This window comes from Kitasatospora sp. NPDC004669 (assembly GCF_040609455.1).
In the GTDB taxonomy this organism is placed as follows: domain Bacteria; phylum Actinomycetota; class Actinomycetes; order Streptomycetales; family Streptomycetaceae; genus Kitasatospora.
In genome coordinates this window covers 100,186-114,196 of record NZ_JBEXKB010000027.1, presented here as the reverse complement: position 1 = coordinate 114,196, position 14,011 = coordinate 100,186, and the positions used below count along the sequence as shown (strand labels likewise).

The 14,011-nt window shown below is 72.3% G+C and carries 14 protein-coding genes; 4 read left to right on the top strand and 10 right to left on the bottom strand.

Annotated elements, in window-relative coordinates:
- Positions 1-269 precede the first annotated feature (269 nt).
- The 3 genes from ABZW30_RS22900 to ABZW30_RS22890 all read right to left on the bottom strand — a co-directional run bounded on the left by ABZW30_RS22900 (position 270) and on the right by ABZW30_RS22890 (position 2,185).
- Entirely contained in the window at positions 270-1,073 is an 804-nt protein-coding gene (locus ABZW30_RS22900; protein WP_355673006.1) for a DUF3710 domain-containing protein, read from the bottom strand.
- A 69-nt stretch (positions 1,074-1,142) separates the two neighbouring features.
- Positions 1,143-1,610, bottom strand: coding sequence for a dUTP diphosphatase (gene dut, locus ABZW30_RS22895; protein WP_355673005.1), 468 nt, complete (start codon positions 1,608-1,610; stop codon positions 1,143-1,145).
- Entirely contained in the window at positions 1,607-2,185 is a 579-nt protein-coding gene (locus tag ABZW30_RS22890) for a PaaI family thioesterase (RefSeq protein ID WP_355673012.1), read from the bottom strand. Before ABZW30_RS22890 ends, dut begins: the two co-directional genes overlap by 4 nt.
- A gap of 127 nt (positions 2,186-2,312) precedes the next feature.
- On the opposite strand from ABZW30_RS22890, the gene ABZW30_RS22885 reads away from it, so the two are divergent.
- Positions 2,313-2,771: a DUF3093 domain-containing protein gene (locus ABZW30_RS22885; protein ID WP_355673004.1), complete on the top strand. Its 459-nt coding sequence runs from the start codon at positions 2,313-2,315 to the stop codon at positions 2,769-2,771.
- A 280-nt stretch (positions 2,772-3,051) separates the two neighbouring features.
- Here the strand turns inward: ABZW30_RS22885 and ABZW30_RS22880 are convergent, their stop codons facing one another.
- The 4 genes from ABZW30_RS22880 to ABZW30_RS22865 all read right to left on the bottom strand — a co-directional run bounded on the left by ABZW30_RS22880 (position 3,052) and on the right by ABZW30_RS22865 (position 7,165).
- Complete coding sequence (locus ABZW30_RS22880; RefSeq protein ID WP_189922429.1) at positions 3,052-3,351, bottom strand: DUF4193 domain-containing protein; 300 nt, start codon at positions 3,349-3,351, stop codon at positions 3,052-3,054.
- A gap of 483 nt (positions 3,352-3,834) precedes the next feature.
- Positions 3,835-4,818, bottom strand: a complete 984-nt coding sequence (locus tag ABZW30_RS22875; RefSeq protein WP_355673003.1) for an acyl-ACP desaturase — start codon at positions 4,816-4,818, stop codon at positions 3,835-3,837.
- A 238-nt stretch (positions 4,819-5,056) separates the two neighbouring features.
- The gene (locus ABZW30_RS22870; protein ID WP_355673002.1) at positions 5,057-6,367 is read right to left on the bottom strand and encodes a HAMP domain-containing sensor histidine kinase; all 1,311 of its coding nucleotides are present in this window, start codon (positions 6,365-6,367) and stop codon (positions 5,057-5,059) included.
- Positions 6,368-6,511: 144 nt separating this feature from the next.
- Positions 6,512-7,165 carry a response regulator transcription factor gene (locus tag ABZW30_RS22865; protein ID WP_030057689.1) on the bottom strand — a complete coding sequence of 218 codons (654 nt, stop codon included), beginning with the start codon at positions 7,163-7,165 and terminating at the stop codon, positions 6,512-6,514.
- 442 nt (positions 7,166-7,607) lie between these two features.
- Between ABZW30_RS22865 and ABZW30_RS22860 the strand changes: the two genes are divergently transcribed.
- Positions 7,608-7,793 (top strand): hypothetical protein, encoded by a 186-nt coding sequence (locus tag ABZW30_RS22860; protein ID WP_355673001.1) that lies wholly within the window; start codon positions 7,608-7,610, stop codon positions 7,791-7,793.
- Between the two features lie 108 nt (positions 7,794-7,901).
- Here ABZW30_RS22860 and ABZW30_RS22855 read toward each other — a convergent pair whose 3' ends face one another.
- Together ABZW30_RS22855 and ABZW30_RS22850 are read right to left on the bottom strand one after the other, a co-directional pair.
- Entirely contained in the window at positions 7,902-8,720 is an 819-nt protein-coding gene (locus ABZW30_RS22855; protein ID WP_355673000.1) for an inositol monophosphatase family protein, read from the bottom strand.
- 21 nt (positions 8,721-8,741) lie between these two features.
- Positions 8,742-9,884 carry a ferrochelatase gene (locus ABZW30_RS22850; RefSeq protein WP_355672999.1) on the bottom strand — a complete coding sequence of 381 codons (1,143 nt, stop codon included), beginning with the start codon at positions 9,882-9,884 and terminating at the stop codon, positions 8,742-8,744.
- Between the two features lie 131 nt (positions 9,885-10,015).
- Between ABZW30_RS22850 and ABZW30_RS22845 the strand changes: the two genes are divergently transcribed.
- The gene (locus ABZW30_RS22845) at positions 10,016-11,284 is read left to right on the top strand and encodes an MFS transporter (RefSeq protein WP_355672998.1); all 1,269 of its coding nucleotides are present in this window, start codon (positions 10,016-10,018) and stop codon (positions 11,282-11,284) included.
- A gap of 122 nt (positions 11,285-11,406) precedes the next feature.
- Positions 11,407-12,729: a D-arabinono-1,4-lactone oxidase gene (locus ABZW30_RS22840; protein ID WP_355672997.1), complete on the top strand. Its 1,323-nt coding sequence runs from the start codon at positions 11,407-11,409 to the stop codon at positions 12,727-12,729.
- Here the strand turns inward: ABZW30_RS22840 and ABZW30_RS22835 are convergent.
- Positions 12,726-13,595, bottom strand: coding sequence for a hypothetical protein (locus ABZW30_RS22835; protein ID WP_355672996.1), 870 nt, complete (start codon positions 13,593-13,595; stop codon positions 12,726-12,728). The two genes, ABZW30_RS22840 and ABZW30_RS22835, sit on opposite strands and share 4 nt — an antisense overlap.
- Positions 13,596-14,011: the final 416 nt, after the last annotated feature.

Below are 14,011 nucleotides of genomic sequence, written 5' to 3'. Positions count from 1 at the left end.
GGAACGGACACTTCCTTCGGACCGCCTTCCAGCGGGCCCTCCGGGCGCTTCGTTCTTTCGTGTTTCCAGCTTATCAGATGTTTTCCGCTCCGTTTACCGGAGTTTCATTCATCGGATTCGCTTTCCGCTTTGCCGCCCCGGTCTCCCTCGGCGACTCCGGAACTGTACGGGGGCCGACCCGCCACATGCAAATCGCCCCCGCCCGGGGGTTCCGGGCGGGGGCGATGTGACGGCGATCAGATCCGGCGGACCGGATCAACGGCCCCGGATCAACGGACCTCGGTGATCTCCGGGCCGCGCGCGAACGGGTCGAGCGCGGTGCCGCCGAAGCGGCTCTCGCCCTCGCCGGCGGTGGCAGCAGCCCCGCCACCGTCGGCAACCATCTGGGCGTCCTCGGGAAGCTTCAGCACGATCGGGTCGCGGGGCGCCATCGGGCTCTCACCGCGCACGACGACGGTCTGTCGGAAGACCTGCTCCAGGATCCCGGCCATCTCGGGCTGCACGGCGGCCTGGCCCGAGATCACGCCACGCAGGAACCAGCGCGGGCCGTCGCAGCCGACGAAGCGCACCAGCTGCACACCCTGGGTGCCGTCCGGGAGCTGCACCGGAACCTGGGCGCGGAGGTGCCAGCCGAGCGGGCCCTCCTCCTCGTCCACGATGCCGCCCTGCGAGGTGATGCCGTTGGCGATCTCCTCGCGGACCTCCCCCCAGATGCCCTCCGACTTCGGGGCCGCGAAGGCCTGGAGCTGGATGGCGCTGTTGCCGAGCACGAGGGTGGCGGCGACGATCGCGTCACCGGCGACCTCGACGCGCAGCTCCATGCCCTCGACACCGGGGACCAGCAGACCCCCGAGGTCGACGCGGCCCTCCTCGGGGTTCTCCAGCTCGGAGTGGTCCCACGGGCCGTCCGGCCGCGGGGCCGCCGGCAGGCCGACCTTGTCGGCCGGGTCCAGCTCGGTCACGTTCTCGCTCTCGGCGGAACCTTCGACGTCATCGGCCGTCTCGTCGGCGCTGATGGCGTCGTCGGCGAGCTGCTCGACAGCGTCCTCGCTCTTCTGGCGACGACGGAACACGGTCACTGTCCTTCCCGGTCCAAGACCGATGCGAATACCTGCTCGGCTTCCTGCGAGGCCGCGGGAATGCTAGACCGCGGCGTGGCCACCGGTCGACCCGAACCCGCCCTCGGCGCGTGCCGACCCAGGCAGCTCGGCCACCTCGTGGAAGCGGGCCTTCTCGACCTGCTGGATGACCAGCTGGGCGATCCGGTCCCCTCGGCGGAAGCTGACCCCCTCGCGCGGGTCCAGATTGACGACGATCACCTTGATCTCTCCACGGTACCCGGCATCGACCGTCCCCGGGGCGTTCACGAGCGCAACTCCGCAACGAGCTGCGAGCCCGGAGCGGGGGTGGACGAAGGCCGCGTAGCCGTCCGGGAGCGCGATGGCGACGCCGGTGGGGAGCACGACCCGCTCACCGGGGGCCAGCTCGGCGTCGACGGTGGTGCGCAGGTCGGCACCGGCGTCCCCGGGCTGCGCGTACTCGGGCAACGGCAGCTCGGGGTCGACGCGCCTGATCAGGACGTCCAGCGGCGGGCGGGGGGTCTCGCTCAAGGGTTCACCTCAAAGGCTCGTGCGCGCTTCATCAGATCCGGGTCGTCGAGGACCTTCTCGATGTCCTCGGGACGACCGTGCGTGGTGAAGTGTTCCAGCTTCACCTGAACGAAGAGCGCCTGAGCACGCACGGCGACCGGTCCGTCGGGCCCGCCGATCCGCGCCTCGGCGGCGCTGTAGATCTTGCGGCCGTGCACGCCGGTGATCCAGGCGCGCAGGTGCAGCACCGAGCCGACGGGCACCGGGCAGAGGAAGTCGGTCTCCAGCCGACCGGTCACCGCAGGGGCGTGCAGCAGCCAGTTGAGCGTGCCGAGGGTCTCGTCCATCGCTGTTGTCAGCACACCGCCGTGGGCCAACCCGGGGCCGCCCTGGTGGACGTCCCGGACGGTGAACTCGGCGGTGACGTCGAGCCCCTCGCCGGCGACCGCGTCGATCCGCAGGCCGCCGGGGTGCTGCGGGCCGCAGCCGAAGCAGTGCTCGTAGTGGGAGCCGAGCCGGGTACCGGGGGCGGGCGCCTCGGGGGCGCGTGCCGGCAGGACGGCGTCCGGCGGCGGGGTGGTCGGAGTCGGCGGCAGCGCGGGCGCCGGCCGGTCGGTGGGGATGGTGGGGGGTCTCGTACCGGTCACGCCGACCCACCCTACCCAGGGGTAGCAAGGCCTCCGGTGGGGGTGGCGTCCCGCCCCTGGCGTCAGGGCACCCACAATGGAGGACATGTACGACGAACGCCTCACGGTGCCGCGCTCCTGGTGGCTGCTCCCGGTCGCAGTCGGTCTCACCCTCGCGCTGATCCTGATCCGGGTCAGCGGCCCGGCCGCGTTGATCGGTCTGGTGGCCGGCATCGCCGTCGGCGCGGTGGCGATCAGCAGCTACGGCTCGGCCCGCATCCGCGTGGTGCAGGGCTCGCTGGTGGCCGGACCGGCCCGGATCCCGGTGGACGCGCTGGGCGCCGCGCACGCGCTGAGCCCCGCCGAGGCCACGGCCTGGCGCGGTCCGAAGGCCGACCCCCGCGCCTTCATGCTGCTGCGCAGCTACGTCCCGACGGCGCTGCGGGTCGAGGTGGACGACCCGGCCGACCCGACGCCCTACCTCTACCTGTCGACCCGCTCGCCGATGAAGCTGGCCGACGCGCTGGAGGAGGCCCGGCGCGGCGCCCGGACGTAACGGGCGCGCCCCGGGGCGAGAAGGCCGAGAAAACCGAGAGGGACGGTTCCGCTGCTGCGGGACCGTCCCTACGACTTTGTCCTGGCCGACGCCTTACTGGCCGGTGCTGTACCGGTCGAGGCCTTGAGTGCCTGTGCGCCGCCGAACGACTCCGTCCTCCCGGGCCCGTCGCTGTGGACGGTCCGCGGACCTGCCGTCCGGCCCCGCTGCCCGGGGCCGGAAGGGGCGTTGTGCCGGTCCCGCGGGAGCCGCGGGCACCGGGCGCTGTCCGCTACGGCGCTCAGGCGCCGCAGTCCCGGCAGATCGGGTTGCCGTTCTTCTCGCTGTAGAGCTGGCTGCGGTGGTGCACCAGGAAGCAGCTCATGCAGGTGAACTCGTCGGCCTGCTTCGGCAGCACCCGGACGGCGAGCTCCTCGTTCGAGAGGTCGGCACCAGGGAGCTCCATGCCCTCGGCAGCCTCGAACTCGTCGACGTCGACAGAGCTACCGCCCTTGTCGTTCCGCCGAGCCTTGAGTTCCTCGATGCTGTCCTCGTTGAGCTCGTCGTCGGTCTTGCGTGGGGTGTCGTAGTCCGTTGCCATTTTTCGCTCTCCCCCTCCGGGTTGTGCGGTGTGTGCGGTATCTCCAGCGCACGTAACGCATGGGAGGTCGGTCTTGTGCCCGACCCGAGGCGGAGATTTTGCCTTACTTCAAGCCCTGTTACTCAATCGACACTCAGCCAGGGCTCCGTTGGGGTGATCCCTCGGGGCGCGGGAGGCCTCACGCTGGGCCATCACCGACGCCCCGCGCGCCCGCCGAAGCAGCGACGCTCAGTGAGCGAAGACCGTACTGGTGTCCGCCGAATCCCTTGCCCACCAGGGATGCCGACCAATCCTCCGGACCGCCCGGAGGCCGGAATCCGGTCACGGACGGCGATCGGCACCCCCAACAGGGTGATCACTCTCCGGGGTTACCCGACATCACGGAGCGACACGATGTGAGCTTGGTCACGTTCAGAATTTTCCGGGGCAAATCACGGAAAATCCTCCCACTCCGACCTCTCGGCGAAGGGTCGCCGGGGCCTCCTACTCGGCGGCGCGGCGGGCCGCCCGGCGCGCCTGCATCGCGGCCTGGCGCTCCTCGAACTTGCGCGCCTGCGCGTCCAGCCCGTCCAGGAACACACCCAGCTCGTTCTGGGCCACCATGCCCTCGGGGCCGAGGCCGCCGATCTCCATCACGCGCAGGTTGCGCAGCACCGGCTGCAGCACGTCGTCGTGGTGGATACGGAGGTTGTACACCCCGCCGAGGGCGATCTGCGCGGCGGCGCGCTCGAAGCCGGGGATGCCGTGGCCGGGCATCCGGAAGTTGGTGACCACGTCGGCGATGGCGCGCATGGCCTGGTCCGGGGCGATCTCCAGGGCGGCCTTCAGCAGGTTCCGGTAGAAGACCATGTGCAGGTTCTCGTCGTTGGCGATCTTCGCCAGCAGCTGCTCGCACAGCGGGTCGCCGGCGAACTTGCCGGTGTTGCGGTGCGCGATGCGGGTGGCCAGCTCCTGGAAGGCCACGTACGCGACCGAGTGCAGCATGCTGTGCGCGTTGTCGGACTCGAAGCCCTCCGACATGTGGTTCATCCGGGCCCGCTCCAGCTCCACCGGGTCGACCGCCCGGGTGGCGAGCAGGAAGTCGCGGATGGCTATCCCGTGCCGGCCCTCCTCGGCGGTCCAGCGGTGCACCCAGGTGCCCCAGGCGCCCTCACGGCCGAACATGGTCGCGATCTCGTGGTGGTAGCTGGGGAGGTTGTCCTCGGTCAGCAGGTTCACCACCAGCGACACCCGGCCGAGCGGGGTCACCTTGGACTGCTCGATGTTCCAGGCCTCGCCGCCCAGCACGCCGTCGAAGTCGCGGCCCTGGCTCCACGGGACGAACTCGTGCGGCATCCACTCCTTGGCCACGCCCAGGTGGCGGTTGAGCTCGGTCTCCACGACCTCTTCGAGGGCCAGGATCAGCCGCGTGTCGGTCCAGCCGCTCGATCCGAGCGAGGTGCTGCTCTGCACAGGGGCGATGGTCACGGTCTTGCTCCTGGGGGACGGGCACGCGCGGGACGGGCGCGTAGGGCGGGCACACGCGGTACGGGCCGTCGGCGGGGCACACCGGCGGACGCACTTACGGTTGCGTAGGTTACGACACCGTAAGTTGCCCGGGCCGGAAATGACAAGCCGCCCCCGTCAGGCCTTATGCCGTCTTGACAGGCCTGACGGGGGCGGCTGAAAACGGTCGCCCACGGAACGTGACGACCCCGGGGATCCGTTACGGCGTGGGAATGCGCACCCGCATGGTGAGGCCGCCGCCGGCGCGCGGGGTGGCCTCGATGGTGCCGCCGTGGGCACGCACCACCGAGCGGACGATGGACAGGCCGAGCCCGACCCCCTTGTCGCTGCGGGTGCGGTCGGCGCCCTTGATCCGGCGGAACGGCTCGAAGATGTGCTCCAGCTCGTACCCGGGCACCATCGGGCCGGTGTTGGAGACCACCAGCTCGCCGCCGCCCGGCACCTCTGCGGTGGCCAGCTCGACCCAGCCACCGGGGGTGTTGTAACGGACGGCGTTCTGCAACAGGTTGAGCGCGAGCCGCTCCAGCAGCACGCCGTTGCCCGCGACCACGGCCGGATCGAGCTTCGAGCGCAGCTCGACCTCGCGCTTGTCGGCCTCGCCCCGGGTCTGCTCCAGCGCCCGGGTGGCCACCTCGGACAGCTCCACCGGGCGGCGGTCGGTCAGCTCGTTCTCGCTGCGGGCGAGCAGCAGCAGGCCCTCGACCAGCTGCTCGCTGCGCTCGTTGGTGGCCAGCAGGGTCTTGCCGAGCTGCTGGAGGTCGGGCGAGGCGGCCGGGTCGGAGAGCTGGACCTCCAGCAGGGTGCGGTTGATCGCCAACGGGGTGCGCAGCTCGTGCGAGGCGTTGGCGACGAAGCGGCGCTGGGAGTCGAAGGAGCGGTCCAGCCGGTCCAGCATGCCGTCGAAGGTGTCGGCGAGCTCCTTGAGCTCGTCGTCCGGCCCGTCCAGCTCGATCCGGCGGTGCAGGTCGGAGGAGGCGACGTCGCGGGCGGTGCGGGTGATCCGGCCGAGCGGACGCAGCACCCGGCCGGCCATCGCGTAGCCGGCCGCGAAGGCGATCACGGCGAGGCAGATCAGGACGGTGAGCAGCTTGCGCAACAGGGTGTTGAGCGCGGCGGCGGCCTGGATGGACTTGTTGTCGTTCAGCCACTGGTCCAGCGCGGACTGGCTGGTGATGGTCAGGCCGTCCGGCGTCCGTACGGCGATGCCACCCTGCCCGTTGAGCACCAGGTGCGGCTGGCCGACCTCCTGGAGCGCCTGCTGGACGAAGAAGTACATCACCAGCAGCAGGACCACGCCGGCCATCAGGAACATCCCGCCGTAGAGCAGGGTGAGCCGCATCCGGATGGTCGGGCGGAAGGGGAGCCAGGCGAGCAGGCCGTCGCCGGGGACGTAGGTCTCGTTCTGGTGCGGCCGGGCCGGGCGCGGCGGGTGGACGGGCTTGGGCGGCACGGCGCGCGGGCCGCCGGCGGGCGCGCCGAAGGGCCCGCCGGCCGGGGGCGGGGTGGTCATGATGGGTCCTCTCGGGGCGTCCGCCGGGGCGGGCGCGGGGTACGGCGGGGAGCCCTCGGGGGCGGACCCCTTCGGGGGTTCCGCCGGGGCGGGTCCCGCTTCGATGCGGAATCCGCCGAGGCGGATTCCGGTGGATTCCGGCGGTCAGATCCGGTAGCCGGAACCGGGCACGGTGACGATCACCGGCGGGTCGCCGAGCTTGCGGCGCAGCGTCATCACGGTGACGCGCACGACGTTGGTGAACGGGTCGGTGTGCTCGTCCCAGGCCTTCTCCAGCAGCTGCTCGGCGGAGACGACGGCGCCGCCGGCCCGCATCAGCACCTCCAGGACGGCGAATTCCTTGGGGGCCAGCTGGACGGTGCGTCCGTCGCGGATCACCTCGCGCCGGCCGGGGTCGAGCGAGATGCCGGCCCGCTCCAGCACCGGGGGCAGCGGGATGGTCGCGCGGCGGCCCAGCGCCCGGACCCGGGCGACGAGTTCGCTGAAGGCGAACGGCTTCGGAAGGTAGTCGTCCGCGCCGATCTCCAGGCCCTCGACCCGGTCGCTGATGTCGCCGGAGGCGGTCAGCATGATCACCCGGGTGGCCAGGCCCTGCTCGACCACCTTGCGGCACACGTCGTCGCCGTGCACCAGCGGGAGGTCGCGGTCCAGGACGACCACGTCGTAGTCGTTGACCGCGATGCGCTGGAGCGCGGCCTCCCCGTCGTACACCACGTCCACGGCCATCGCCTCGCGGCGCAGGCCGGTCGCGACGGCCTCGGCAAGCAGCTGCTCGTCCTCGACGACGAGAACCCGCACGGTCGTTGTCCCTTCTCCAGGCCGGCCCCGGAAGCGGACGCACGGCTCCGACGGTGCCTCCATCCTGCCTGGTCCTGCGGTAAAGCAGCGATAAGCTGCCGCTCAGGCACGGGGCGGAGCCCCGCGCCGGTGACCGTTCGTACCGGGACCGCTCCGCTTGGACTGTGACACGGGCAACTTTCTTCCGGTTGGAGGTTTCCCCGGCCTCCGGGCGGGGAGTACAGCTGCACACCCGCGATCTGGCCGTTGGCCGATCGCACCCACCCGCCGTGCGTTCATCCGCGCCGGCCCTGGGGCTGGGACGTCACCGGGAGCGGCCGAAGGCCGTCTCCGCGCCCGACCGGAGATCCACCACCTGCCGGCCCGGACGCTTTCGCTGGCTTGACCTCCTCGGGGCGGAGAACGTACGACCGTGCACGTCCGACACAGTAAGGGGGCCCGTATGGACGCCTTCAAGGCCGGAATCCTGCAGCGCATAGCCAACGCCGAGCAGGACCTGCACCGTGCGATCGAGGCCGGGGACGAGTTCCTCGCCGAGGTGGAGCAGTCCGAGCTGGACGACCTGCGTCGTCTGGCCGCCGAGCACGGTGTGGACACCGTGCTGGGGCGCCACCGCACCGCCGCCTGACCCGACGCCGGTCTTCCGGCACCTGCGGCCCTGCGGGGGTCGTGCGAAACCCCACGGCCCTGGCATCCCCCGTATGCCAGGGCTCTTCGCATGTCCGGGGTCGCCCGGTCAGTCCGCCCAGGCGCGCAGCGCGGCCAGGCGCTCCTGCAGCGGCTCGTACACGCCGGGGGCGGCGGCCACGGTCAGCTCGCCGTCCGGGCCGTGCCCGGGGCGGCCGCCGACCAGGGCACCGGCCTCGGTGGCGATCAGGCAGCCGGCCGCGCGGTCCCAGGGGGCGAGGCCGCGCTCGTAGTAGCCGTCCAGCCGCCCGGCGGCCACGTCGCACAGGTCCACCGCGGCCGCCCCACCCCGGCGGATGTCCCGCACCTCGGGCATCAGGGCGAGCAGCACCTCGGCCTGGCGCACCCGCACCGACTGGACGTAGTTGAAGCCGGTGCCGATCAGCGCCTGGCCCCAGGGCGGGGCCGGGCGGGCGGAGACCGGCCGGCCGTCGAGGCGGGCGCCGCGGCCGAGGACGGCGTGGAACAGCTCGCCGCGCGCCGGGGCGTGGACCACCCCGACGACGGCGCGGCCGTCCACCTCGGCGGCCACGCTGACCGCCCAGGAGGGCAGTCCGTAGAGGTAATTGACCGTGCCGTCGAGCGGGTCGACGACCCAGCGCACCCCGCTGGTGCCGGGGCGCTCGGCGCCCTCCTCGCCGAGGTAGCCGTCCTCGGGGCGGCGGTCGGCGATCAGCTCCAGGAGGAGCTTCTCGGAGGCGAGGTCCATCTCGGTCACCACATCGACCGGGCTGCTCTTGGTGCCGGCCACGCCGAGGTCGGCGGGGCGGCCGTCGCGCAGCAGGGCGCCGGCCTGCCGGGCCGCGTCCAGGGCGACGTCCAGCAGGTCGTCGAGGAGCCGGTCGTCGGGCAGGGCGGGGGTGGACACGGGATTCTCCTCCGGAAGGGGTCAGCGCTCGGCGGCGGCCGGGCGGGGGGCGCGGGGGTTGGGGCAGCAGGCCACGGCGCACACGTCGTGGCTGGGGCCGAGCGTGCCCAGGGCGCAGCGGGTCACGCTCCCGCCGCGCTCGACGGCGGCCCGCTCCAGGACCAGTTCGCGCACGGCGGCGGTGAACCGCGGGTCGGCGCCGACGGTGGCGGCGCGGGCCACCGGCAGGCCGAGTTCGGCGGCCTTGGCGACGGCCTCGGTGTCGAGGTCGTACGTGACCTCCATGTGGTCGGAGACGAAGCCGATCGGGACCATCACCACGGCCGGCGCGCCGTCGGCGTGCTGGGCCTCCAAGTGGTCGCAGATGTCGGGTTCCAGCCACGGGATGTGCGGGGCGCCGCTGCGGCTCTGGAACACCAGTTGCCACGGCCGGTCGGCCACGCCGGTGCGCTCCGCGACGGCCGTGGTGATCAGCCGGGCCACGTCCAGGTGCTGGGCGACGTACGCGCCGCCGGGGGTGCCGCGGGCCGGGTCGTCCGGGGCGCCTGAGGTCTCGGCCATCGCGTCCGGGATGGAGTGGGTGGTGAACGCCAGCCGGGCGCCGGGGCGGGCGGCCTCGGGCAGCTGTTCCAGGGCGGCCAGGGTGGCGTCGATCATCGGCTCGACGAAGCCGGGGTGGTTGTAGAAGTGCCGCAGCTTGTCGACGGTCAGCGCCGGCGCTCCCTCCTCGGCGAGGGTGGCGAGCGCGTCGGCCAGGTTCTCCCGGTACTGGCGACAGCCCGAGTAGCCGGCGTAGGCGCTGGTGGCGAGGACGGCGATCCGGCGGTGGCCGTCGGCGGCCAGCTCCCGCAGGGTGTCCACCAGGTAGGGCGCCCAGTTCCGGTTGCCCCAGTACACCGGCAGGTCCAGCCCGTGCTCGGCGAAGTCCTTGCGCAGGGCGGCGAGCAGTTCGCGGTTCTGCTCGTTGATCGGGCTGATCCCGCCGAACATGAAGTAGTGCCTGCCCACCTCCTTCAGGCGTTCCCTGGGGATGCCGCGGCCGCGGGTGACGTTCTCCAGGAACGGGACGACCTCCTCGGGGGCCTCGGGCCCGCCGAAGGAGAGCAGCAGCAGGGCGTCGTACGGGGCGGCGCCGAAGGGGGAGGGTTTGCGCGCGTCGGACATGGCACCGATCCTGCCACTGAGGGGCCGGGGCCCGGCGCCGGGGCCGCGCGGGTGTCCGGAAAATACCGTTTGCCAACGCACGTAAGCTGTGTTGGCCAGCCTTGTTCCTTACCCCCCTGTCCGGAGCTCCCGTGCTGTCCAGCTACCGCCGAATATTCGCCTCCCCCGGCACCGTGGCCTTCTCCTCGTCCGGATTCATAGCCCGCCTGCCGATCTCCATGGCCGGCATCGGCATCGTGACCATGCTCTCCCAGCTGACCGGGTCGTACGGACTGGCGGGCGCGGTCCAGGCGACGATGGCGATCGCCGCCGGGGCCCTCGGCCCGGCGGTCTCCTGGCTGGTCGACCGGCGCGGACAGCGCCGTGTCGCGCTCCCGGCCACCGCGCTGACCGTCGCCGCGGCGGCCGGACTGCTGCTCAGCGCCCACTTCCACGCACCGTCCTGGACGCTCTTCCTCTTCGCCGTCGGCCTGGGCGTGATGCCCAGCGCCGGTGCCATGGTCCGCGCCCGCTGGGCCCACCTCTACCGCGACGACGCCGCCAAGCTGCACACGGCGTACTCCTTCGAGGCCGTCGTCGACGAGGTCTGCTTCATCGTCGGCCCGATCGTCGCCATCGGCCTGGCCACCAACCTCTTCCCCGAGTCCGGCCTGCTGGTCGCCGTCATCGCGCTCGCCGTCGGCATCGCCCTGTTCGCCGCCCAGCGCGGCACCGAGCCGCCCGTCCACCCGGCCACCGCCCGCAGCGGCAGGAGCGCCATCCTCAACGGCGGCCTGGTCGTCCTGGTGCTCACCTTCATCGCCACCGGCGCGATCTTCGGCTCGGTCGAGATCGTCACCGTCGCCTTCGCCGACGCCCAGGGCCACAAGGGGCTCTCCAGCGTCGTCCTCGCCGTGTGGGCGGTCGGCTCGGGCCTGGCCGGCATCGTCTACGGGGCGCTCAGGCTCAAGAGCCCGCTGTCCACCCGCTTCTTCGTCGGCGTGGTGATGATGGCGCTCAGCATGGTCCCGATCCTGCTCGTCGCCTCCACCATGCACGGCATCGGCGGGCTGGTCGCGGCCGGCGCCGCCCTGTTGATCGCCGGCCTGGCCATCTCCCCCACCCTGATCTCCGCGATGGCCCTGGTCGAACGGCTCGTCCCGGCCGCCCAGCTCACCGAGGGCATGGCCTGGACCACCACCGGGCTCGCCCTCGGCGTCGCCTTCGGATCCTCGGTCGGCGGCTGGGTGGTCGACGCCTCCGGCGCCGCCTCGGGATACTGGGTGCCGCTCGCCGCCGGCCTGCTCGGAGTGCTCGCCGCCCTCGCCGGACTCGGCCGCCTGCGCGCCGGACTCGCCGCCGAACAACCGTCCGAGGTGGCCGCCGAAGAGGCCGGACGACCGGTAGACGTCGAACGGTGAACTGACTAATCTCGCCCTACCCGTGGCCCCGCCCACGGGTAGGGCCTGTCTCCTGGGAGCCGCCGGACCAGGCCGCCCCGGACCGCGCCGACCCGTTCGGCCACGGAGCAGGAGGCAACAGCATGCCCCAGGCCAGTACCGCGACCCGCACCCGGTGGACCAACTGGGCCGGGAACCAGAGCGCCCTCCCCGCCCGGACCGCCACCCCCGGCACCGCGGAGGAACTGGCCAGGGAGATCCTGCGCGCCGCCGACCAGGGCCGCACCGTCAAGGCCGTCGGCTCCGGCCACTCCTTCACCGCCATCGCCTCGGCCGGCGACGGCCTGTTGATCCGCCCGCACGCGCTCACCGCCGTCCGCGAGATCGACCGTACGGCCGGCACCGTCACCGTCGAGTCCGGCCTCCCGCTGAACCGCCTCAACCGGATCCTCGCCGCCGAGGGCCTCTCCCTCACCAACATGGGCGACATCGAGGTCCAGACCGTCGCCGGCGCCACCAGTACCGGCACCCACGGCACCGGCCGCGACTCCGGCTCGCTCGCCGCCCAGATCCGCGCCCTGGAGATCGTCCTCGCCGACGGCACCGTCAAGCGCTGCTCCCCCACCGAGAACCCCCGGCTCTTCCAGAGCGCCCGGCTCGGCCTCGGCGCCCTCGGTGTGATCACCGCGCTCACCTTCGGCGTCGAACCGGCCTTCCTGCTGAGCGCGCACGAGCAGCCGATGGACTTCGACGAGGTGCTGGAACGCCTCGACGACCTCACCGCCGTCAACGAGCACTTCGAGTTCTACTGGTTCCCGCACACCGACCGCTGCTCCACCAAGCGCAACAACCGCAGCCAGGGCCCGGCCGCCCCGCTGCCCCGGTTCAAGGAGTGGCTGGAGGACGACTTCCTCTCCAACACCGTCTGGGAGGGCGCCTGTCGGGTCGGCCGCCGCTTCCCCCGCTCCATCCCCTCGATCGCCGCGCTCGCCAGCCGCGCCTGGTCCGACCGCAGCTACACCGACACCGCGTACAGGGTGTTCACCAGCCCGCGCAAGGTCCGGTTCCTGGAGATGGAGTACGCCGTCCCGCGCGCGGCCGTCGCCGAAGTGCTGCGCGAGCTGAAGGCCCTGGTCGAACGCTCCGACTGGAAGGTCAGCTTCCCGGTCGAGGTCCGCTTCGCCCCCGCCGACGACCTCTGGCTCTCCACCGCCTCCGGCCGGGACAGCGCCTACATCGCCGTCCACCTCTACCGGGGCACCGCCGACCAGGGCTACTTCACCGGCGTCGAAGAGCTGATGACCGCCCATCAGGGCCGCCCGCACTGGGGCAAGCTGCACACCCGCGACGCCGAGTACCTGGCCGGCGTCTACCCCCGCTTCGGCGACTTCACCGCGCTGCGCGACGAGGTCGACCCACAGCGCGTCTTCGGCAACGACTACCTGCGCCGGGTGCTGGGCGCCTAGGGCGCGGGGGTCTCGGCAGGCGGCGGGGCCACCGTCGCGTTCGCCGGCGCGCCGCTCGGCACCGGCGGCTGCGGCGTGGCCTCACCGGTGGGCTTCCCGCCACCGCCCGCCGACGGGGAGGACCCGGCCGACGGGCTCGCGCTCGGACCCGCCGAGGGCGAGGCGCTCCCACCGTGCTCGCCGCTGCCGCCGCTCGGGGTGGCGCTCGGCTCCCGGCTCGGCCGGGTCGTCGCCGGGGCCGAGGCACCGCCGGACGGCGAGTCCTGCGAGCCGTACCCGCCGCCACCGGAGGACGGCCGCTGCGACGGGGCGTCCTGTGGCGTCGAGTCCTTCGGCGCCACTGCGCCGCCGAAGGACGTCCCGTTGCCGGACTCGCCCTTCACCGTCGCCGACACCGGCTGCCCGGTGGCCAGCTCGAAGGCCACGATCGGCGTCATCGCCAGCACGAACACCAGCCCGGACACCGCCGCGCAGGTCTTCCAGCTCCACCGCCGGCGCGCCCGCACCACCTGCGGCTCGTTCCACTCCGAGGTGATCACCGGCGGTCCGGCCGACGGCTCCGCCGCCCGCTCCGCCTCCACCTGGACCTGGCGCAGCGAGTTCGCGGCCTGGTTCGGCCCCCGGTCCACCGCCTCGCGCAGCTGCTCGCCGGTCCGCTTGAACACGTGCTGGAACACCGCGCCGCCGGTGGTGGCCCCGACACTCACCACCGCCGCGCCCATGATCGTGCCGTAGACCCCGAGTTCGGAGGCGAGCAGCGCGCCCACCACCGCGGCCAGCGCACTCGCCACGACCTGAGCCACACTCAGATCGATCCGCTTGCGCTCCTTCTTGCCGCCCTCCTCGACGGGGCTCCGCTCCGACATCGACATCCCTCGGTCCGTACGACTGATCTTCGAACAAGCCACTCCATCTTGCCCAAAGAAGGACACAAGGGACGAAAATGCGGTTCTCCGCTCCCGGATTGTGTGAAGATGATCACCGTTCATCCGGCGGTGGTCCGCCATTAGGGGTGCGCGCTCTTGAGATTCCCGTGAATCGCGGGAGACTTGAGCGGCGAGCCGCCCCTTCGGATGCCACGAATGGAGTACTGTTCGTAAAGCCCGAGCCTTGGGTCGACTTGTCGACTGTGCCTACACCGGCAGCTTGACGAAGAGCCACGGAACGGGCACGCACGGCGACGCCGGTCCCGGATCGTCGCGATCTCTGCTCGTGCGAGGACGGCCGGGACACCCAGGCGCGACGTCGACGGATGACGTGGCAAAAAGGCAACCGTGCCACA

Excerpts from the sequence above, each read along its gene's own strand:
- ABZW30_RS22885 (WP_355673004.1), top strand. The coding sequence starts at position 2,313 with ATGGAGGACATGTACGACGAACGCCTCACGGTGCCGCGCTCCTGGTGG.
- ABZW30_RS22880 (WP_189922429.1), bottom strand. The coding sequence starts at position 3,351 with ATGGCAACGGACTACGACACCCCACGCAAGACCGACGACGAGCTCAAC.
- ABZW30_RS22870 (WP_355673002.1), bottom strand. The coding sequence starts at position 6,367 with ATGACCACCCCGCCCCCGGCCGGCGGGCCCTTCGGCGCGCCCGCCGGC.
- ABZW30_RS22860 (WP_355673001.1), top strand. The coding sequence starts at position 7,608 with ATGGACGCCTTCAAGGCCGGAATCCTGCAGCGCATAGCCAACGCCGAG.
- ABZW30_RS22850 (WP_355672999.1), bottom strand. The coding sequence starts at position 9,884 with ATGTCCGACGCGCGCAAACCCTCCCCCTTCGGCGCCGCCCCGTACGAC.
- ABZW30_RS22840 (WP_355672997.1), top strand. The coding sequence starts at position 11,407 with ATGCCCCAGGCCAGTACCGCGACCCGCACCCGGTGGACCAACTGGGCC.
- ABZW30_RS22835 (WP_355672996.1), bottom strand. The coding sequence starts at position 13,595 with ATGTCGGAGCGGAGCCCCGTCGAGGAGGGCGGCAAGAAGGAGCGCAAG.